The 19,150-nt window shown below is 68.1% G+C and carries 17 protein-coding genes and 1 other RNA gene; 9 read left to right on the top strand and 9 right to left on the bottom strand.

The genetic code is table 11. The features are described 5' to 3' along the window. Positions 1-123: 123 nt before the first annotated feature. Together grpE and hrcA are read right to left on the bottom strand one after the other, a co-directional pair. Positions 124-645 (bottom strand): nucleotide exchange factor GrpE, encoded by a 522-nt coding sequence (gene grpE, locus QN245_RS08800; protein WP_160970459.1) that lies wholly within the window; start codon positions 643-645, stop codon positions 124-126. A gap of 166 nt (positions 646-811) precedes the next feature. After that, entirely contained in the window at positions 812-1,870 is a 1,059-nt protein-coding gene (gene hrcA / locus QN245_RS08795; RefSeq protein WP_317845081.1) for a heat-inducible transcriptional repressor HrcA, read from the bottom strand. Between the two features lie 111 nt (positions 1,871-1,981). Between hrcA and recN the strand changes: the two genes are divergently transcribed. After that, complete coding sequence (gene recN / locus QN245_RS08790) at positions 1,982-3,643, top strand: DNA repair protein RecN (protein WP_317845080.1); 1,662 nt, start codon at positions 1,982-1,984, stop codon at positions 3,641-3,643. A gap of 565 nt (positions 3,644-4,208) precedes the next feature. Here recN and fur read toward each other — a convergent pair. Continuing rightward, on the bottom strand, positions 4,209-4,631 hold the full coding sequence (fur, locus tag QN245_RS08785; RefSeq protein ID WP_160970453.1) for a ferric iron uptake transcriptional regulator: 423 nt from the start codon (positions 4,629-4,631) through the stop codon (positions 4,209-4,211). Positions 4,632-4,734: 103 nt separating this feature from the next. Here fur and QN245_RS08780 point away from each other — a divergent pair, with 103 nt between their 5' ends. Next, positions 4,735-5,133: an outer membrane protein assembly factor BamE gene (locus tag QN245_RS08780; protein WP_160970451.1), complete on the top strand. Its 399-nt coding sequence runs from the start codon at positions 4,735-4,737 to the stop codon at positions 5,131-5,133. 27 nt (positions 5,134-5,160) lie between these two features. Here the strand turns inward: QN245_RS08780 and QN245_RS08775 are convergent, their stop codons facing one another. Then, positions 5,161-5,415 (bottom strand): RnfH family protein, encoded by a 255-nt coding sequence (locus tag QN245_RS08775; RefSeq protein WP_184447716.1) that lies wholly within the window; start codon positions 5,413-5,415, stop codon positions 5,161-5,163. Positions 5,416-5,420: 5 nt separating this feature from the next. Then, complete coding sequence (locus QN245_RS08770; protein ID WP_160970447.1) at positions 5,421-5,852, bottom strand: type II toxin-antitoxin system RatA family toxin; 432 nt, start codon at positions 5,850-5,852, stop codon at positions 5,421-5,423. 59 nt (positions 5,853-5,911) lie between these two features. On the opposite strand from QN245_RS08770, the gene smpB reads away from it, so the two are divergent. Next, positions 5,912-6,415: an SsrA-binding protein SmpB gene (smpB, locus tag QN245_RS08765; RefSeq protein WP_160970445.1), complete on the top strand. Its 504-nt coding sequence runs from the start codon at positions 5,912-5,914 to the stop codon at positions 6,413-6,415. 288 nt (positions 6,416-6,703) lie between these two features. Here smpB and QN245_RS08760 read toward each other — a convergent pair whose 3' ends face one another. Beyond that, entirely contained in the window at positions 6,704-8,953 is a 2,250-nt protein-coding gene (locus QN245_RS08760; protein WP_317845334.1) for a S8 family peptidase, read from the bottom strand. A 561-nt stretch (positions 8,954-9,514) separates the two neighbouring features. Between QN245_RS08760 and ssrA the strand changes: the two genes are divergently transcribed. Next, positions 9,515-9,866: a transfer-messenger RNA gene (gene ssrA / locus QN245_RS08755) on the top strand. A gap of 229 nt (positions 9,867-10,095) precedes the next feature. Further along, complete coding sequence (locus tag QN245_RS08750; protein ID WP_221236219.1) at positions 10,096-10,605, top strand: SHOCT domain-containing protein; 510 nt, start codon at positions 10,096-10,098, stop codon at positions 10,603-10,605. Positions 10,606-10,818: 213 nt separating this feature from the next. On the opposite strand, the gene QN245_RS08745 is transcribed toward QN245_RS08750, so the two are convergent. The 3 genes from QN245_RS08745 to QN245_RS08735 are packed head-to-tail and all read right to left on the bottom strand — an operon-like array spanning position 10,819 to position 14,537. Further along, positions 10,819-11,622: an SDR family NAD(P)-dependent oxidoreductase gene (locus QN245_RS08745; RefSeq protein ID WP_317845079.1), complete on the bottom strand. Its 804-nt coding sequence runs from the start codon at positions 11,620-11,622 to the stop codon at positions 10,819-10,821. A 36-nt stretch (positions 11,623-11,658) separates the two neighbouring features. Then, the gene (locus QN245_RS08740) at positions 11,659-13,182 is read right to left on the bottom strand and encodes a GMC family oxidoreductase (RefSeq protein ID WP_317845078.1); all 1,524 of its coding nucleotides are present in this window, start codon (positions 13,180-13,182) and stop codon (positions 11,659-11,661) included. Further along, the gene (locus tag QN245_RS08735; RefSeq protein ID WP_317845077.1) at positions 13,179-14,537 is read right to left on the bottom strand and encodes an alpha/beta hydrolase; all 1,359 of its coding nucleotides are present in this window, start codon (positions 14,535-14,537) and stop codon (positions 13,179-13,181) included. The genes QN245_RS08740 and QN245_RS08735 overlap by 4 nt, the downstream gene beginning before the upstream one ends. A 219-nt stretch (positions 14,538-14,756) precedes the next feature. Here QN245_RS08735 and QN245_RS08730 point away from each other — a divergent pair, with 219 nt between their 5' ends. The 4 genes from QN245_RS08730 (at position 14,757) to QN245_RS08715 (ending at position 19,047) form a co-directional block, all read left to right on the top strand. Then, a complete protein-coding gene (locus tag QN245_RS08730; protein WP_317845076.1) occupies positions 14,757-16,610 on the top strand; it encodes a glycoside hydrolase family 15 protein in 1,854 nt (617 codons plus the stop codon). Then, a complete protein-coding gene (locus QN245_RS08725; protein WP_317845075.1) occupies positions 16,607-17,500 on the top strand; it encodes an SDR family oxidoreductase in 894 nt (297 codons plus the stop codon). Before QN245_RS08730 ends, QN245_RS08725 begins: the two co-directional genes overlap by 4 nt. 446 nt (positions 17,501-17,946) lie before the next feature. Further along, the gene (locus QN245_RS08720; RefSeq protein WP_317845333.1) at positions 17,947-18,330 is read left to right on the top strand and encodes a VOC family protein; all 384 of its coding nucleotides are present in this window, start codon (positions 17,947-17,949) and stop codon (positions 18,328-18,330) included. A 543-nt stretch (positions 18,331-18,873) separates the two neighbouring features. Continuing rightward, positions 18,874-19,047 (top strand): hypothetical protein, encoded by a 174-nt coding sequence (locus tag QN245_RS08715; RefSeq protein ID WP_167087764.1) that lies wholly within the window; start codon positions 18,874-18,876, stop codon positions 19,045-19,047. The last annotated feature ends 103 nt before the right edge of the window (positions 19,048-19,150 follow it).

Here is a 19,150-nt window from a genome sequence, read left to right as displayed (position 1 = left end):
GTGTAGCCGGCCAGTGCCGGGATCTGGTTCGGATATAGGGATGGCCGCCAGTCATTCAAGCCATCGCCGCAAATTAGCGTTCCACTGCCGCCGCACCGGGTTCAGGCGCGGGCGGCCGCGAACTCAGTCGTGCTTGGCCACCACCACCAGGGCGGGCCGCAGCAGGCGGTCGTTGAGCAGGTAGCCCTTCTGGAACACCTGGATCACGTGGCCCGGGGCGACGCCCTCGGCCTCGGCCTGGCTGATCGCCTGGTGATGCTCCGGGTTGAACGGCTCGCCGGTCGGGTCGAGCAGGGTCAGGCCGTTGTCGGCGGCGACCTTGAGCAGCTGCTTGTAGGTCAGCTCCAGGCCGTCGCGCAGCGGGCTGGGCTCGCTGCCGGCGGCGGTCAGGCCCGCATCCAGACTGTCGAACACCGGCAACAGGTCGCCGAGCAGGCGCTCGTTGGCGAACTTGCGCGCCTGCTCCACGTCGCGGGCGATGCGCTTGCGCTGGTTCTCCAGGTCGGCCCGCTCGCGCAGGACGTCGGCCTTGACCAGGGCCAGCTCACTGCGCAGCGTCTCCACTTCCGCCTGCAGCGGATCGGTCGAGGGCTGCTGCGCCTCGGTCAGGTGTTCGGAATCGAATTCGGGGTGTTCTTGCGTCATGTCCGGGTCCCTGGCGGGGTGCGTCCCGCCTTACCGGACCACCTATGTGGGCGGTGCCGGCGGATTCAAGTGAGGCCGGGAGTGGGGATTCGGGATTGGGGATTCGCCCGAGCGCGGCTGGATGGCCTGCTGACGGATGAGCGGCGGCGCTTTTGCCAGCGCTGGCTCAGCGGTCGCCGGGCGGGGACGGGTCCAGGCGGGCGCCGAGGACGTCGGCGGCGGTCTGGACCAGGGGGATGACCCGGTCGTAGTCCATGCGCTTGGGGCCGATCACGCCGAGCACGCCCAGCACCTGGCCGCCGGCCATGTACGGGGCGGTCACCAGCGACACGCTCTCCAGCGGCACCATGCCGGTCTCCTCGCCGATGAAGATGCGCACGCCGGGTGCGCGGATGGTGCGTTCGAGCAGCTGCAGGATCTCGCGCTTGCTGGCGAAGACCTCGAACAGTTCGCGCAGCCGCTCCAGGTCCGACAGGTCCTGCACGCCCATCAGCTTGGTCTGCCCAGCCAGCACCATGTCGTCGCCGGCCGGCGCCAGCGCCTGCTCGGCCAGCTCGACGCTGTGCGCCAGCAACTGCTCCATCTCGTCGCGCGCATGGCGCAGGTCGCGCAGCAGGCTGGCGCGGATGTCGGCCAGCGCGCGCCCGGCGAAATGGTGGTTCAGATAATTGGCCACCTGCTCCAGCTCGGCCGGCTCGTAGGCCTTGCGCGGCTCGATGACCCGGTTCTGCACCTCGTTGTCGGCGAACACCAGGATCGCCAGCACCCGCCGCGCGTCCAGCGGCACAAAGTCGATGTGCCGGAAGGCGAACTGCTCGCGCTTGGGCGCACTCACCACGCCGACGAAGTGGGTCATCGCCGACAGCAGTTCCGAGGCACTGCCCAGCAGCGCCTGGGTGCCGGCGGCATTGGCCATCTCCGCGCGCAGCCGCGCCACCTCGCCTTCGGCCGGCGGGCGCATCTGCACCAGGCTGTCGACGAACACCCGGTAGCCGGTGGCGGTGGGCACGCGCCCGGCCGAGGTGTGCGGCGAGCTGAGCAGGCCGGCGTCCTCCAGGTCGGCGAGGATGTTGCGGATCGTCGCCGGACTCACGTCCAGGCCGGCGTGCCGGGCCAGGGTCTGCGAGCCGACCGGCTCGCCGTCGCGGATATAGCGCGAGATCAGCGTCCGCAGCAGCTGCCGGGCACGCGGATCGAGGCTGGAATGGACCGGGGAAGCGCGCATGGAATCAACCCGTGAGACTGGCCCTTAGATAATGGCTGCACGCCGGCTTGGCAAGTCATTGGCCCACCTACCCGCGCATGCTAGCGTTGCGCGGCCCCGGAAGCAGACCCCATGCTCAGACATCTCTCGATCAAGGATTTCGCCGTCGTACGCGGCACCGAACTGGAATTCGGCCCAGGCATGACCGTGGTGTCCGGCGAAACCGGCGCCGGCAAGTCGCTGATGGTGGACGCGCTCGGCTTCCTGTCCGGGCTGCGCGCCGACAGCGGCGTGGTCCGCCACGGCGCCGACCGCGCCGAGTTGTCGGCCGAGTTCGTCGCCCCCGCCCCCGCTCGCGCCTGGCTGCGCGAGAACGAACTCGACGACGAGGAGCACTGCCAACTGCGCCGGGTGATCCGCGCCGATGGCGGCTCCCGCGCCTGGATCAACGGGCGTCCAGTGACCCTGTCGCAACTGGCGGAGCTGGCTGGCCACCTGGTCGAGATCCATGGCCAGCACGAACACCAGGCCCTGCTCTCGCGCGGCAGCCAGCTCGGCCTGCTCGACGCCTACGCCCGCAACGACGCCGAGCGCGCCGCGGTGCGCGCCGCCGCCGCCCGCTGGCAGGGCCTGCTCAGCGAGCGCGAGACCTTGCTGGCGCAGGGCGATGTCAGCGACCGCATCGGTTTCCTGCAGCACCAGCTGGCCGAACTGCAGCGCGAGGACCTGGACCCGGCGGCGATCGCCGCCCTGGATGCCAACCACCGTCGCCAGGCCCACGCCGCCGCGCTGATCGGCGCCTGCGAGGGGGCGGCGCAGCGGCTCAACGGCGACGAGGCGCCGGCCGTGCTGGACCTGTTGCAGCAGACCCGCCACGAACTCGGCAAGGTCGGCGAGTACGACCCGCGCCTGGCCGAAGTGCAGGCGCTGATCGACAGCGCCGGCATCCAGTTGGAGGAGGCGCTGGCGCTGATCGACCGGGTCCGCGACGACCTGGACGCCGACCCGGCGCAGTTCGATGAAATGGAACGCAAGCTCGGCCGCCTGCACGACCTGGCGCGCAAGCACCGGATCGGCGTGGACGCGCTGGCCGACCACCGCGACGCCCTGCTCGCCGAAGTGGAGAGCCTGCGTGGCGCCGGCGAGCGGCTGGACGTGCTCGATGCCGAGATCGCCCAGGCCACCCAGGCCTGGCGCGACGCCGCGGCCGCCCTGACCGCCACCCGCGACCGCAGCGCACAGGCGCTGTCGCACGACACCACCGCCCTGATCGGTGAACTGGGCATGGGCGGCGGCCGCTTCCTGATCCAGCTCGAACCGCACGACACCGAACGGCCGGACCCGGCCGGCGCCGAGCGGGTCGAGTTCCTGGTCGCCGCCAATGCCGGGCAGCCGCCGCGCGCCCTGCGCAAGGTCGCCTCCGGCGGCGAACTGTCGCGCATCTCGCTGGCGATCGAGGTCGCCGCGCTGGGCCTGGACGCCGTCCCGACCATGGTTTTCGACGAAGTGGACTCGGGCATCGGCGGCGCCGTCGCCGACATCGTCGGCAAGAAGCTGCGCGCGCTCGGCGAGCAGCGCCAGGTGCTGTGCGTGACCCACCTGCCGCAGGTCGCCGCGCAAGGCCACGCCCACTACCGGGTCAGCAAGGCACCGGTCGAAGGCATGACCCAGAGCTCGGTGGAACTGCTGGCGCCGCGCCAGCGCGAAGAAGAACTGGCACGGATGCTGGGCGGTGTCGAGGTCAGCAAGGAAGCTCGCGCGGCCGCCAAGCGGCTGCTGCTCAGCGCGGGCTGACTGGCCGGTCGCCGGGTCCAGGGTGCGCCGACCCTTGCGCGTACCGCCCTGCTCGATACAGGCGGCCGACGCCCGATCACAGGTTGGCTAAGCTCTGGCGTTAGGCACCTGTGCGAATTCGCAAGGGCCGGCGCCCTGGCCCGCACCAGCCGCGACGGAAGTTAAGCACAGGAAGCTGAAGCCCCTCTCCCGCCGGGAGAGGGGTTGGTGAGGGTTAGGGGCGGAGCGACCCGCCGACGTGATCCACGCGGCTACACCCGGACCCTCATCCGCCCCTTCGGGGCACCTTCTCCCGGTGGGAGAAGGGAACAGCCGCTAGCCCCTCTCCCGCCGGGAGAGCGTTGGGGTGAAGGTCCGGCGCGGAGCGACCCGCCGACGTGATCCACGCGGCTACACCCGGACCCTCATCCGTCCCTTCGGGGCAGTGTCTCCCGGTGGGAGAAGGGAACAGGCGCTAGCCCCTCTCCCACCGGGAGAGGGGTTGGGGTGAGGGTACGTCGGCGAAGCCTCGCGCATCGCCAGCACAGGAAAGGACAACACCGGCCGACTTCACCGGCGCCAACACTTACCCCTTCCTGCCGCTCGGCCGCTTGCTGCGCACGTACAGCACCAGAGAATGCTCTTCCAGCTCGTAGCCGTGATCGGCGGCGATCTTGCGCTGCAATTCCTCGATTTCCGCGCTTTCGAACTCGATGATCTTGCCGGTATCCACGTCCACCATGTGGTCGTGGTGGCCACCGCGGTCCAGTTCGTACACCGCCTGGCCGCCCTCGAAGTTGTGCTTGAGCACCAAGCCGGCCGCCTCGAACTGGGTCAGCACCCGGTACACCGTGGCCAGGCCGATCTCGTCGCCGTGGTCCAGCAACTGCCGATAGATCTCCTCGGCGGTCATGTGGTGCCGCGCCGATTTCTGCTCCAGCAGCTCGAGGATGCGCATCCGCGGATGCGTGACCTTCAGGCCGACTTTGCGCAGATCGTGGGATTCCATGGCGTCTCCGTTCATAGCTGGTTTATCGCCAGCTGCCTGGGAATGGGTCGCGGCGGTCCCTGGGAGTGTATCATCGACACGATTTCATTCAGCCCTGTCCCCGATGCGCAATCTCCTGCTGGTCGCCGCTGTTGCCCTGTCCACCGCTGGCTGCGGCATCATTTACAAGCAGCCCATCTACCAGGGCAACCTGATCAAGCCGTCGGCCGTGGACCAGCTCAAGGTCGGACAAAGCAAGCAGCAAGTCAGCGCGCTGCTGGGCAGCCCCTCGATCCCGGATCCGTTCCACGCGCAGCGCTGGGACTACACCTCCACCGAGCGTGTCGATCGCGTGGGCCATACCGAGATCAAGAACTTCGTCGTGTTCTTCGACAACGACATGGTCACCCGCTGGGAAGGCGACTACTTCCCGGATCAGGACGAAGAGCTGGCCAAGAACAGCGTGCGCCAGTTCGGCCGCAACCTGGCCAAGGACAAGAAGAAGCAGCGCCGCGGCGAATGACCCGGCGGCCGCGTCGCGCCCCGCCGCTCAGCGCGGCTTGGCGCGGCGCCGCCTGGCGTCCTTGGGGTCGATCAGCAACGGCCTGAGCAGTTCCACCCGGTCGCCGTCCTGCAGCAGCCGCGTCGGTGCGGCGACTTCGCCATAGACCGCGCACGGCATGCCCGGCGTCGCCTCGGGCATCGCGGCAGCGGCCAGCGCATCGGCCACCGTCGCGCCCTCCGGCAGCTCCAGCCGCTGCGACACGAAGCGCTCCGGCCAGGCCAGCACCACCTCGACCTGCATGGCGGCTAGGCCTGTTCCCGGTCGGCCACGCGCACGAAGTCGTTGACCATGCGGTCGGCCAGGCTCTGGAAACCCAGCGCCAGCGCGGGCCCCAGCAGGCGCGAGGCGGGCTCGAAGTCGAGCATCAGGCTGACCTTGCTGGCGTGCTCGTTGAAGCCCTGGAAGGTCCACTGCCCCTGCAGGCGCTTGAACGGACCGTCGCGCAGCTGCATATCGATGCGATCCGGGCGCTCAAGGCTGTTTTCGGTGGTGAACCAGGTGCGGAACGAGCCCAGCCCCAGGTCCAGCCGCGCCACCAGGAAGCGGTCGCTCTGCTCGAGAATATGGGCCGCGTCGCACCAGGCGAACCGGCGCGGATAGGCGGCGACGTCGTTGACCAGATCGAACATGCGCGTTGCGGCGTGTTCGACCAGAGCGCTGCGGCGGATGATAGGCATTCGGGACGGGAAGTGGGACCAAGACGTTCGGGAGGCCCCGAATCGGAGACAATAGCAAGATGAGCAAGAAACCCGTCAAGGATAAAGCAAACGGCGCGGCGGCCAACAAGACCATCGCCCTGAACAAGCGCGCGCGCCACGAGTACCACCTGGAGGACCGCTACGAGGCGGGCCTGGCCCTGCAAGGCTGGGAGGTGAAGTCGATCCGCGCAGGCCGCGCCAACATCGGCGAGAGCTATGCGTTCGTGCGCCAGGGCGAGCTGTTCCTGTTCGGCGCGCAGATCACCCCGTTGATCCAGGCCTCCACCCACGTGGTCGCCGACGACCGGCGCACGCGCAAGCTGCTGCTGCACCGGAACGAGATCGACAAGCTGATCGGCCGTGTCGAACGCGACGGCTACACCCTCGTACCCACCGCGATGTACTGGAGCAAGAACAAGATCAAGCTCGAGATCGCGCTGGCCAAGGGCAAGCAGGACCACGACAAGCGCAACGCGGCCAAGGACCGCGACTGGGCTCGCGACAAGCAGCGGATCATGCGCCGGCACAACAAGAATGCCTGAGGGGCCGGGATTGGGGATTGGGGATTGGGGATTCGCAACGGCGGGCGCCCTGCCCGCCAATCCCGAATCACCAACCCCAGCCGCATCGCGCCGCGGCTGAAGCCGCTCCCACACGGCAGGCCGCGCTGCACAGGGAATCGCCGTTGCGAATTCCAAATCCCGAACCTTCTAACTCCAATCTCAGCGTCTGGCGGCTAAAGCCGACACCCGCAGACGGGCAAGCAACCGGGGAGCCGTCGTTGCGAATCCCCATTCCCGAATCCCCAATCCCCAATCCCCGCCCCCCACTCACGTCCCGCCAAGCATCCGCATCAAGCTGGGCAGGCCGGCGCCCTGCATGTAGCGATCGCGCTGCAGGTCCAGGCACTGCGCCAGCGTCAGTTGCTTGACCCGGTCCGGGGTGCCGATGAACTCGCGGCGCACCGACAGGAACGCGGCGATCAGCCCCGAGACATGCGCCGCGGCCATGCTGGTGCCACTCATTTCCACCATCCAGGTGCCTGGATCCTCGACCACATAACCATGGTGCGCCGACAGGATCTTTTCGCCCGGCGCGACCAGGTCGGGCTTGTAGCGGCCATCGGCCGTGGGGCCGCGCGACGAAAAATACGAAATGCCGTAGCTGTGCGGGCTGCTCTTGTGCACCGAGCCCACCGCCAGCGATTCCTCCAGGTTGGCCGGGTCGCCGATGCTCAGGTCCAGGTTCAGCGGATAGGCCTCGCCATCGCCCTGCATCAGCCAGGCCAGGCCATCGTTGCCGGCCGCGATCACCACCACCACGCCCTGCCGCCAGAGACGGCGCAATTCGTTGCACAGCGGGGTGAAGCCGCAGCCGTAGCTCTCGGCGTCGAAGTAGCCGCCCAGGCTCAGGTTGACCCCGTGCACCACCAGTCCCCCGGCACGCTCGTTGAGCTCGGCCACCTGCTGCACGCCCTTGATGATCCAGGAATCGCGGCCATTGCCGTCGTCGTCCAGCACCTTCAGCCCGTACAGCCGCGCCAGCGGCGCCATGCCGGCGAACTGCAGCGGCGCTGAGGTCGGCACGCCCGGCAACGGCGCGGCGCATTGCCCGGCGATGATGCCGGCCACGTGCGTGCCGTGACCGTTGCCGTCGAGCGTGTCGAAGCCGGCCTCGCCCGGACGCAACGCACGCGGGCGCCCGCGCTGGGTGCAGTCCCACTGGGCAAGCACGGTCGACGGCTGACCGGCGCTGTGGAAGTGCGGATGCGCCGCGGCGATGCCGCTGTCCAGCACCGCCCAGCCGATGCCGGCGCCGAGCGCGCGATAGGCCACCTGCGCCGCGTCCACCTGGATCGTGCTGCGCGACTGGTAGATCAGCGCGCGCTTGCCGGCATCGCGCCACAGGCGCTTGAGGTTGAGGTCGCGATAGCGCTCGCGCAGGCTTTCGATCTCGAACCGGGTCAGCCGCGCCGACACGTAGCGCTGCATGGTGTCCTCCAGTTCGATCTGCGCATCCAGCGCCTCGTCGTGCAGGCCGGTGGACGCCTGGGCGAGCGTACGCAATGCGGCGATCAGGTCATGCTTGCGCTGCGCCGGATCGCCGGCATCGGACAGCTTCTCAAGTTCGATCAGCACCTCGTGACGATAGTCCGGCGCGCGCGCCTCCAACTGGTCGGACAGGTCCTTTATCAGTACCGGATGCGCGATCGGCTGATCGAAGCCCACGCCCACCGCGCGCCGCACCTCGGCCCGCACGTCGGGGATGGACAGGTAGCCGGCGGCCGAATGCGGGTTGTGCTGCCAATCCGGGTTGATCTTCGACCCGGCGATGTTCTGGAAGCGCCCGCCGGCATCGGCGATGTCGTCGCTCAGATCGTCGTCCAGCGCCACCGGGTCGCGCCGCTCGGCGACGTTGACCCAGCGCGCCACGCAGGGCGGAAACGGCAGCTTCGGCGTACCGGTCCACTCCTTGAACATGCTGCGCACCACCGGCAGCCCTAGTGGCGAGCCGAGCGTGAGCAGCAGGGAGACCTCGCAGTCCTGCGGCTGCAACTCGCGCAGCACGTCGTAGGCGATCAGCGAGCCCTGGCTGTGCGCGATCACCACGAACGGGCCGCCGCCGGCGCGGATGCGCTGCAGCAGGCTCTCGCGCATCTGCGTGTGCCGCGCCGGCACGAAGAAGAAGTCGTGCACGTCCTGCAGCAGCGCCGCGGAGATCAGCTTGAGCAGCGCGCGGTTGACCACGTCGATCACGCCCTGCGCATGCACCTCGGCGGCCGCCGCAGCCGGTGCCGGCGCGGCCGTCTCCACCTCGTCCAGCAGTTGCTGCAGCCTTGCGCGCTCGGCGTCGCTGGCGGCCAACGTGTCGGCGAGCTGGCGCAGATCGGCCAATTGCGGCACCACGCCGAGCGCGCTGAGCACGCGCTGCTCGGCCTGGTTCAACACCGGGCCGCGGTCCTGATCCTGACAATCGCCCGGTTCCGGCGACGGATAGCGCTCGCGATTGACCCAGTAGGCCATGCGCGTGCGCTCGCCCATCGCGCGGCCGAACAGGGCGCGGTCCCACTGGCAGCGCAACACCTCGGCCGGCGGCTTGTTGCCGATGCCATGGATGTAGACGACCGTACGTGCGCGCCCTTGCGCCAGCGAGCCTTCGCCCGTGGCCTTGGGCCGCGGTGCGGTGCCGGCCGGTGCCGTGGCGGCGGATGTCGCGGTAGCGCGTCCGCTCGCGCCGGGAGTCGTGACGTTGGACCTGCGCAGTGCATCGGCACGTGCCGATGCAGTTGCCTTCGTCGATGTGGCTGCCGGTGCCGGCGTCTTCGCCGCCTTGGCAGCACGGGCACTGCCCGCTGTCGTCTTGCGCGGCGTTGCTGTCGGCTTGGCGGCGGATTTTGCCGATGCCTTGACCGGCGCCTTGCCGGGCGTGGACGCGGAGGACGTGACCGGTGCTTTCCGCGCGCGCCCGCTGCTGCGGCCACGCGGCTGTCTGCTTGCCATAGCGCTGCTCCATGCTGGGGGAACCGCGGCGCCGCAGGGGCAGCACCGGAGTGAAGCCAGCTTAAGCGTGGCCTGTCTCAAGACTTGTGACTGGCCTCCCCGATCCCTACACTGTGCAGGTCAGCGTTTGACGTTGTCCCCGGGGGTGCACTGGTTTCGACGGGGGTTGCAAAATCGCTTGGCGCATGCCGAGGGGGCAGCTTTCCTCGTAAATCCAGCCGCAAACTTATAGTTGCCAACGACGACAACTACGCACTGGCCGCTTAAGGCCTAGCCCCGAAATCGCTTGTGTCCGTGCTCGCGACGTAGGGTCATTATCACGGAATCGCCGGTGGTGGCTGCCTGTCAGCCATTGGCTAAATCAAGCAGGCTGGTCCCGGGATGCGCTTCGCACATCGTGCTGTTCCGGGGCGAGATCCAACGATGAGCTAAGCATGTAGTGCCGGGGATGGAGTGCCTTCGGACGGCGGTTCGATTCCGCCCACCTCCACCATCCAAACGTCCATGGACGTGCAAACAAAGCTGGAATCCCGATCGCATCGAGGTTTCCGGCTTTTTTTGTGCCTGATGCTGGCCGGCGACACGCGGGATGGACCCTGCGCAAAGCGCCGCGTTCGCCAACCTTGGCTCGGTCGGTCACGCGGTCGCATGCCATGATGAGCGGGGACGCCAACGGCCCAGCAGCGTTACCAGGTGCCGCGGCCACTCGCTGAGGAAGAACCATGAAACGCATTCTTTTCGTGTCCATGCTATGGATGGCACTGGCCGGCACCGCGCAGGCCGGTGAACCAGAGTTTGCGCAGGTGTCACCCGGCGTGTGGATGGTGACGGTCAAGAACCACGCCGGCATCTTCGCGAGCGCTGCGACGACCAAGCGCAAAGCGCTTCTCGCCGCTAACGCGTTCGCCTCCGCCAAGAACATGCAGGCGGTACCGGTGGCAATGGAAGCGGTGGACGCGAGCGGACCTGGCCAGTGGCCGTACGTCGAGTATCAGTTCCGTCTAGTTCCGCAAGGTTCCGATGAGACCGTCGGGTTGCAGCCGCGAGCCGACATGCAAATCGAGATAAATGCGAGCGCGAAATCGCCGGCCGCAACCGGCGACGCTCCGCACGCATTCGGCGCGCAGCTTGATCTATACACCGAACTGCTGAAGCTCGACGACCTACGGAAGAAAGGTCTGCTCACCGATGCCGAGTTCCAGGCGCAGAAAGCCAAGCTGTTGTCGCGCTAGCCGCGTCGAAAGCAGCACTCACGCAGTTGTTCTTCGTAAACGGCCCTGACGACCGTCACGTTGCCAGAGAACCAAACGCGCCGTACCCCATCACGCTTGCTGGCGTGGGAACCGACAGCATTTGGAGCAGCAGCCGAAAACACCTTTAGCGTCGACCATCGGCTCCTGCGCAACGCACAGGAGCATCGCCGCCGTCCCGATGTCAGTTCCGACTCAGCCCGCGATGGTCTGCACAGACCCCGAATCGACCCGGATGCCGGCACCATTGATGAAGCTGGCACGCTCGGAGCAGAGGAACGCGACCGCCGCCGCCACCTCTTCCGGCCGACCGCGCCGCTTGAGGACCATGCCGGGGCGTTCCTCGTCCAGGAACGAGGACACCGCTTCATCGAAGGTCACCCCCTTCTCCTTCGCGCGCTTGTGCATCATCGCGTCGGTCATCGGGGTATGGATGAACGCGGGCGACACCGTATTGACCAGCACCTTGTCGCCGCCATAGGCCTTGGACAGGCCCTTGGCGAGGCTCAGGATCCCGGCCTTCGAAGCGCAATAGGCCAGCTCGTCCACGTAAGGCTGCACGGCGTCCTCGGACGCGAACAGGACGATGCGCCCCCAGCCGTTTCGGCGCATCGCGGGAATCGCTTCGCGACACATCCGCACCGCGCCCATCAGGTTGATGTCCAGCGTTTCGAGCCACCCCGCATCGCTCACGTCCAGGAAGTCGCCGGTCGCGCCGGTGACGCCGGCCGCGTTGACGTAGATATCCGGGTCGCCCAACTGCGCCCGGACCTGCGCCCAGATGTCCGCCACCTCGTTTGCGCGCGTCACATCGCCTGCCACGGCGATCACCTCGCCCAGGCTCGACAGTTCGGATAGGGCCTCATCGAGCGTGCCGTCGGCACGGTCGGTGATGGCCACGCGGACGCCGGCCTGCAATAGCTGCCGCGCGGTTTCCTTGCCCATGCCCGAGTCGGCGCCGCTGATCAGGGCGATGCGCTGGTTGATTCCAAGGTCCATGTCGATTTCCTCGTTGGATAAAGGGGAAGCAAGCGCCTAGTGCGCGAGAAACCGCTCCGCCGTGCGCAGGCCGAGCGCCATCTGGGTCAAGCCCGGATTGGCCGCCAGCGCACTGGGGAACACCGAGTTGTCGCAGACGTAGAGATTGTCGATGTCGAACGAACGGCCATCCGGATCGACCACGGCCTGCGCGGGATCGCGGCCCATCCGGCAGGTGCCGAGCGTGTGCGCCGAGCGCGCGGCGGCGAAGATGTCCTCGGCGCCGGCCGCCTCCCAGATCGCCTGCAGCGTGCGCCTGGCGTGGGCATCGAGCGCCTGTTCGTTGGGACCATAGCTGAAGTCGACCCGCGCCTTGCGCAGGCCGAAGGCGTCGCGCTCGTCGGCGAGCGTCAGGCGATTGGCGTCCTGCGGCAGGCATTCGCCATTGATGCCGATGCCGGCCAGGCGGTTGTAGCGCGTCATGGTCCGCGCCAGCGCGGCGCCCCAGCGTCCGGCGCCGCGCGCCAGCGTGTTGGCGAGCGTCACCGGCTGCACGCCCAGGCTCTGGATCAGATAGCCCCCGGCGAAGCCGGCATGCGCGGGGCGCAGCATGTCCTCGCTCATCAGCGACGACGGGTAGCCGCGGTTCATGCGCATGTCCATGTCGAACGTGCCCCAGACCTGGGTAGCGACATGCGCCATGAAATTGCGCCCGACCTGGCCGCTGGAGTTGGCCAGTCCCAGGTTCAGCAGCAAGCGCGGGGTTTCCACGCCGCCTGCGCACAGGAACAAGGCCGCGCAACGCTGGCGCAGCTCACGTTCGCCCTGCCGGTAGACCACGCCGCTGACCGCACCACGGCCGTCGCGCTCGATCCCGACCACGCGGCAATCGGTGCGCAGATCGGCGCCATGCGCCCGTGCCAGCGGCAACCAGGTCGTGTCGACGCTGACCTTGGCGCCGTTGCTGCAGCCCTGATGGCAGGCACCGCAATTGTTGCAGGCGACCCGCGTGCCCCAGTGCGGCTGTTGGTGCGTACGGGTGACCAGCGCCGCCGGTGCATCGGCGGCGGTGAGGCCGAGGGCACGGCAGCCGCGCTCCATCGCCTCGGCCGGGGCGTTGCGCTGGGCGGGCGGAAAGGCATAGCAGCGCTCGCCATCCCACGGATAGACGGCCGGCCCGGACACGCCGATGAAGCGTTCGACGCGCTCGATGTAGGACTGCAGTTCCCGGTGCGGGATCGGCCAGTCTTCGCCCTGGCCGGTCTGCGTCCGCAGTTGCAGGTCGCGCGGGTCCGGGCGCGGACAGAACGCACCCCAGTGCAGCGTCGATCCGCCCAGCCCGGCGCCGGAATTGTTCGGGCCGAACGCCGTCGGCGTCCGCCCGCCGCTGAGGCGCTCTTCCATCCAGTAGATATCCGTCGCCAGCTCGTCCGCGCGGTGCGCGTCCGGACCAAATGCGGCGCCGGCCTCCAGCACCACCACCGAGACGCCGGCCTGGGCCAATCGCGCGGCGAGCGGACCGCCGCCGGCGCCGCTGCCGACCACCACGGCATCCACCGCGGCAGGCGATGCGCCGCTCATGGTTGCGCCTTGGGCCGCAGCTGCCAGGCCTCGCGCCGGTCGGCGGCCGTCTCCTGATAGCCAGGGCTGCCCGCGCCCAATCCGCCCACGGCGAAGCCGTCGTAGCCCAACGCCACCATGGTGACCGGAAGGCTAGTCCAGATCCGCACCGTTTCGGCGCGCACGTCTTCGAACCAGGAGGCAAGCTGCGCCGCGCTCCATCCACAATCGGCACAATCGCCCGCGTCGCGCAGGGCGATGGCGTGCAGCCAGCGATCCTGCTCCTGTGCCTGCAAGGCGGCGAACCCGCCCGTCAGCGCGTCCAGCGCATCGAGCCCCAGCGGCCAGGCGAGACGATCGGGCGGAAGGTCGGCGAACCGCCACCCGTCTCCCACCGCGTTCGCGAGATCGACGTCGATGCGGCGCGCGATGTCCTTGGCGTCGCCCGCACCGTCGAGGACGCGCTGGACCACCGCGGCCAGTGTGGTCGACTGCCGCTCGCTCAACACCCCTGCTTCCGCACTGGATGGCCCGGCGTGGCGATGCAGCAGCGTTTTCCTGATCTGTGGCGCGACACGCTCCGCGTTGAGCAACGCCACGAAGTCGTCGGGCAGACGGCGTGCCGCGGTGCCGTCGACATGCGCGGCGATCAAGTCCGCGAGCGCCTGCGGTCGCTCGTAGGGAATCAAGTGCGCCGCTTGCGCCACCACGGTGAGGTGGGCGTCGCGATAATGCGGCAGGTTCCAGCGGCGTTGCGCCGCCTCGTCGAGATCGCCATCCTCGCTACCGGCCACGACCAGGGCGGGCACCGCGATGCAGCCGGCTTGCGCGGCGCAATCCTCGCGACTGCCATGCGTGAGCCAGGCGTTCCATGCGCGCGCGGTGCTGCGCAGGACATCGTCGACGGCACCATTGCGCGGCGGTGTCGGCAATGGCGCCGCGCAATTGTCGTCGATGAACTGCTCGGCCTGTTGCCGTGTGGGACCAGCGGCGTCGAACCAGGACAACATGGTCTGTCGCCGGGATTCGTCCATCGGCTCGGGCGCGGGCGGCGATGCGGCCACCAGGACGACCCCGGCCAGGCCCGCGAGGCCTGCCATGCCGTCGCGTGCGCGTGCGGCGGCCAGGGTGGCGATCTTCCCGCCCATGCTGTGGCCCACGACATACCAGCAGTGGGGCGCATCCCGCGCAACCTCGCCTGCGAACCAATCGACCAGCGCCTCCACATCGGAGCGTTGCAACGCCGGCGCATTGCCGAAGCCGGGAATATCCAATGCGATGCAGTCGAAGCGCGTTTGCAGAATCTCGATCACCGAAGACCACTCACGACCGCTCGAGCCGAGGGCGTGCAGGAAGTACAGGACCGGCTTACCCATGGCGCACCTCGATGACGGTCACGCACGATGGACCAGCACTCGTCCACGCCACGTGCAGGCCAGCAAGCGCATGCCGTCTTCACCGCGTGTCGGCACACAGGCCTCTACCGTCGGGCTGCCCTCCCCTTCGCGCCTTCTCCATGTTCCATCGACACGTCAGCCTGGAATCGACGACGCGCCAGCGCTGTCACTGCGCGTGTCGGCGCAGGGACTGAGCGCGTGCCCAGCACAGCCCGGCGACGCCGCGCGACCGACAGCGCCGACCGCACCGATGGCGTGTTGCCCATCGAGCAGTACGGCGCGCTTGGAGAAGGACGTTCGGTCGCGCTGACCGGCGCGGACGGCTCCATCGATTGGTGGTGCGCCCCCAACATGGACAGTGCGCCACTGTTCGACCGGCTGGTGGACGCCGAGGAAGGCGGCTACTTCGTCCTCGCCCCGGACCAGCCGTTCAGCACCGAGCGACACTATCGGCAAGACAGCAATGTCCTGGTCACCACGTTCACCACCGCATCCGGACAGGCCACGCTGACCGAGTCGCTCAACAGCGGGCATGCGGGGCGCCTGCCGTGGTGCGAACTTGCACGGCGGATCGAGTGCCAGCGCGGGAAAATGCGCTTCCGCCTGGAGTTGAAGTTCAGCTTGCGGGCGCAGAACGCCAGCCCCTACTGCGCGGCGATCGGCCCGCACACGGTGTTCCATGTCGACCGCCTGCTCGGCGTCATGATCCATGACGACAGGCTGAGGTGCGCGTGGTCGGACCACGGCGCGCGCGGCGACATCACCGTGGCGAAGGGGCAACGCGCGACGATCGCCCTGGTCGTCGGCGAAGACGAGCCGCTGGTCGCTCCCACCATCGAGGAAATCGACAGCCGCATCGATCTGACCGACAAGGAATGGCGAGCGTGGGCGAAGAACGTGACCTTCCCCCGCGACGGCCGGGACTTTTTCGTGCGCAGCGCGCTTGCGCTCAAGTTGCTGCTGTACTCGCCCTCGGGTGCCATCGCCGCGGCCGCGACGACGTCGCTGCCGGAACGGATCGGCGGCGACAAGAACTTCGACTATCGCTACGCCTGGGTTCGCGATGCCGGCTACACCATCCAGGCGTTTCTGGCCGCGGGCCTGGAAGCGGAATCGAAGGCGGCGTTCACCTGGCTGATCCGGCAACTGCGAAAGCACGGCCCGAAAGTCGTGTTCACCCTGGACGGCGGCTTGGTTCCCGACGTCACCGAACTGGAGGCCGCCGGCTACCGCAACACGGTGCCGGTGGTGAAGGGCAATCTCGCCGGCGGGCAACACCAGCACGGCATCTACGGCGACATCTTCGAGACCGCCTATTGCTTCGTGAGTCGCGGCAACATCTTGGACGCGTCCAGCGCCGAACTGCTGTCGCGCCTTGCCGACCAATGCGCCGATCACTGGCGCAAGGCCGACTCGGGGATCTGGGAATTGCCCGAGTTGCAGCACTACACCATGTCCAAGGTGAGTTGCTGGCAGGCGCTGGCCAGAGCCGTGGAATTGGCCGACCAGGGCCAACTGCCGACCACGTGTCGCGATCGCTGGGAACGGGAGCGCGACAGGATCAAGACCTGGATCGAAGTCCACTGCTGGTCGGACGCGCAGCAGGCGTTCGTGATGTATCCGGGCAGCGACAAGCTGGATGCGTCGGTGGCGTTGGCCGCGCGCTTCCGTTTCGACGGCAAGGATCGCTTGTTGGCCACGCTCGACGCGATCGACCGCGCGCTGGGGGCCGGCGCGTTCCATTACCGCTACTCCGGCATGCCGCAGGAAGAAGGTTGCTTCGTCGCCTGCTCCTACTGGATCGCCGAAGCCTATGCCCGCCTGGGACAGAAAGCCAAGGCCAGGAAACGGCTGGCCCAACTCAATGCCGCGCTCGATCGCTGCAACGGCCTGTTGAGCGAGATGGTCGATCCGCACAGTGGCGCTTTCCTGGGGAACTTTCCGCAAGGACTGAGCCATCTCGCCCAGATCATGGCGATGTCGACCATCGAGAACACGACAACTAACCCGGTAAAACTCCGTCCACACGCCAAGAAGAGGAAGACACGATGAACGATCGACTGAAGATGCAGGACCCGCGCGAACAATATCCCAAGCCGCCGTTTCCGCGGCAGCCGCAGCCGGTTCCGGGGAAGGCCTCGGACATGGACCCGGTTCCCGACCACGGCGAGACGAGCTATCGCGGCGCGGGCAAGCTGACCGGCCGCCGCGCCCTGGTCACCGGCGGCGACAGCGGCATCGGCCGCGCCGCGGCCATCGCGTTCGCGCGCGAAGGCGCCGATGTGGCGATCTCCTTCCTGGACGAGGAAACGTCGGACGCACAGGAGGTGATCGCCCTCATCGAGGCCGAAGGACGCAAGGCGATCAGTCTGCCCGGCGACATCACCGATCGGCAATGGTGCGCGGAGCTCGTCGAGAAAGCCGTGGCCGGCCTGGGCGGCCTGGACATCCTGGTGATCAACGCGGGCCGGCAGCAGTATCGGGAAGAAATTGGGGACGTCAGCGACGAGGATTTCGACAAGACGCTGAAGACCAATCTCTACGCGATGCACTGGATCTGCCGCGCCGCGGTCCCCCACCTCCCGCCGGGCGCCGCGGTGATCACCACCGCGTCCATCCAGGCCTACGATCCCTCAGCGATCCTGCTCGACTACGCGACCACCAAGGCCGGCATCGTCGCCTACACCAAGGCGCTGGCGGCGCAGTTGAGCGACAAGGGCGTGAGGGCGAACGTGGTGGCCCCGGGCCCGTTCTGGACCGCGCTGCAGTCCTCCGGCGGTCAACCGATGGACGCGGTCACCCAGTTCGGTTCGAAGACGCACTTCAAGCGTCCGGGCCAGCCGGTGGAAATCGCGCCGCTGTATGTGCTGCTTGCCAGCCAGGAAGGCAGCTACCTGACCGGCGAAGTGTTCGGCGCGACGGGTGGCGCAGGCGTTGCCTGACGCGTAGCGGGACAGGTGCACGATCCAGGCAGGTGCGCGCCGAGGCGCGCATTTGCTTGCATGGCCGCCACTTCATGTCTCATTTGTGTCGCTGCGGGCGGGCGACGTCAACGGTGCGTGTGCCTCTGCAATGCTCCACGCAATGACGCTGCATGTCGACGTCTTGACGCACTCCATGCTGCTGCGCTCCCTGCACTCCGCAGCGAGCGCTCCCCGGGGGCATGCGACACAATCGGCAATACTGCCGGGCGAAGCTCATAATCGGCGTCCAGGCGCTTGGGAAAAATCGTCCATGCATCTGGACAGCTGCCGTCCATTCCAACCGCCGCCTGCCGAACGGCGCCGGGCGGACCGGCCAGCAGCGAACCCGTTGCTCTCCGGTGCGCTGCGTGCCATCGCACCCCGCCGGCGTGCCGACAGTCGCCATTCTTCTTGCAGGTAGCCGGATGCTCCATCATGTCTCGTTTGGCGTCCGCGATCTTGCCGTGGCAGGCGCGTTCTACGATGCCGTGCTGCGGCCGTTGGGCTACCTCCGCGTGTTCGAAGACGAGACCGCGATCGGGTATGGCATCACCGAGGGCGCCGACGATCTGTTCTGCCTGAAACTGCACGAAGCCGCCACGGCGCCAGGGCCCGGCTTCCATCTGGCGTTCGCGGCGGCAACGCAGTTGCAGGTGGACGCATTCCACCGCGCCGCACTGCAGGCCGGCGGTCGCGACAATGGCGCGCCCGGCCTGCGCCCCGACTATGGGGACGCCTACTACGCCGCGTTCGTCGTCGACCCGGATGGGCACCGCATCGAGGCCGTCCTCAATCCACTGGCGACCTAGATCCGCAGCGTCGTGAATTCGGGCCGATCGCTCCGCGCAGATCGACTCGCAGACGGTTGGCTCCGAGGTACTGTCGCAAAAGTCAGCGACAACGGGTCAGCGGCAGCGGGCTTGGCCGGTGCCGCCGCGGGCAGCCGATCTGCGATGACAACGTAGCGGCGTGCAGGGCGGCAACGTGTCGTGCACTGCCAAAGCACTACACGGACACGCGAACGCACCGGCAGGCGGAGACCTGCCGATGCGCGAAGAATGTGGTCCAGCCGCGGATGCCTGCATCCTTGAAGCAGCCCCAGGCATCGCCCCGGCCGCACAGCTGGTATGCGCATCATGCGTGGACGACCGTTACGCCGGCGTCCTCGACGCGTTGCGAAATGATGTCGGCGGCGTCGTGGCCGTGCGATGAGGCGGTGCTTGTCGATCTCGACGTTGCCATGATCGCGTGACACGGACGTTGGGCGATCTGGACATCGCGACGAGGCGCCGACATACCCGTCACCGCTGGTCTGTACGGTGGGGATACCCTCCACGACTCGGACCTCCGCCATGCCATTGACCCAGGAACAACTGCGCATCCTGCAGGACATCCACGCCACCAAGCCGGTCAGCGAAGCAGACGCCACTTGGGCGGTGCGCGAGAACTATGCGGCTCAGGGCGAGGACGGCGATCTGGCACTGAGCCAGAAGGGGCTGAAGGTCATCGACGGCAGCGAAGCGTAGCCGTACCTCTGGCCGGCGCATCTGCTCATCCCATCACGCCGGTGACGTTAGCGGCGCAGACATAGCCCGTCAGGTCGGCGCTGCGCGCAGCGTCGTCCCACGC

Origin of the sequence: Xanthomonas rydalmerensis (assembly GCF_033170385.1) — a bacterium.
Classification (GTDB): domain Bacteria; phylum Pseudomonadota; class Gammaproteobacteria; order Xanthomonadales; family Xanthomonadaceae; genus Xanthomonas_A; species Xanthomonas_A rydalmerensis.
The sequence above is the reverse complement of the archived record's forward strand: the minus strand, read 5'-3'. Positions and strand labels throughout refer to the sequence as shown.

What these genes read in the sequence shown, in the direction of transcription:
- smpB (WP_160970445.1), top strand. Translation starts at nt 5,912, where the DNA reads ATGAGCAAGAAACCCGTCAAGGATAAAGCAAACGGCGCGGCGGCCAAC.
- QN245_RS08775 (WP_184447716.1), bottom strand. Translation starts at nt 5,415, where the DNA reads ATGCAGGTCGAGGTGGTGCTGGCCTGGCCGGAGCGCTTCGTGTCGCAG.
- QN245_RS08745 (WP_317845079.1), bottom strand. Translation starts at nt 11,622, where the DNA reads ATGGACCTTGGAATCAACCAGCGCATCGCCCTGATCAGCGGCGCCGAC.
- grpE (WP_160970459.1), bottom strand. Translation starts at nt 645, where the DNA reads ATGACGCAAGAACACCCCGAATTCGATTCCGAACACCTGACCGAGGCG.
- recN (WP_317845080.1), top strand. Translation starts at nt 1,982, where the DNA reads ATGCTCAGACATCTCTCGATCAAGGATTTCGCCGTCGTACGCGGCACC.
- QN245_RS08770 (WP_160970447.1), bottom strand. Translation starts at nt 5,852, where the DNA reads ATGCCTATCATCCGCCGCAGCGCTCTGGTCGAACACGCCGCAACGCGC.
- QN245_RS08720 (WP_317845333.1), top strand. Translation starts at nt 17,947, where the DNA reads ATGCTCCATCATGTCTCGTTTGGCGTCCGCGATCTTGCCGTGGCAGGC.
- QN245_RS08780 (WP_160970451.1), top strand. Translation starts at nt 4,735, where the DNA reads ATGCGCAATCTCCTGCTGGTCGCCGCTGTTGCCCTGTCCACCGCTGGC.
- hrcA (WP_317845081.1), bottom strand. Translation starts at nt 1,870, where the DNA reads ATGCGCGCTTCCCCGGTCCATTCCAGCCTCGATCCGCGTGCCCGGCAG.
- QN245_RS08735 (WP_317845077.1), bottom strand. Translation starts at nt 14,537, where the DNA reads ATGGGTAAGCCGGTCCTGTACTTCCTGCACGCCCTCGGCTCGAGCGGT.
- QN245_RS08740 (WP_317845078.1), bottom strand. Translation starts at nt 13,182, where the DNA reads ATGAGCGGCGCATCGCCTGCCGCGGTGGATGCCGTGGTGGTCGGCAGC.
- fur (WP_160970453.1), bottom strand. Translation starts at nt 4,631, where the DNA reads ATGGAATCCCACGATCTGCGCAAAGTCGGCCTGAAGGTCACGCATCCG.
- QN245_RS08725 (WP_317845075.1), top strand. Translation starts at nt 16,607, where the DNA reads ATGAACGATCGACTGAAGATGCAGGACCCGCGCGAACAATATCCCAAG.
- QN245_RS08750 (WP_221236219.1), top strand. Translation starts at nt 10,096, where the DNA reads ATGAAACGCATTCTTTTCGTGTCCATGCTATGGATGGCACTGGCCGGC.
- QN245_RS08715 (WP_167087764.1), top strand. Translation starts at nt 18,874, where the DNA reads ATGCCATTGACCCAGGAACAACTGCGCATCCTGCAGGACATCCACGCC.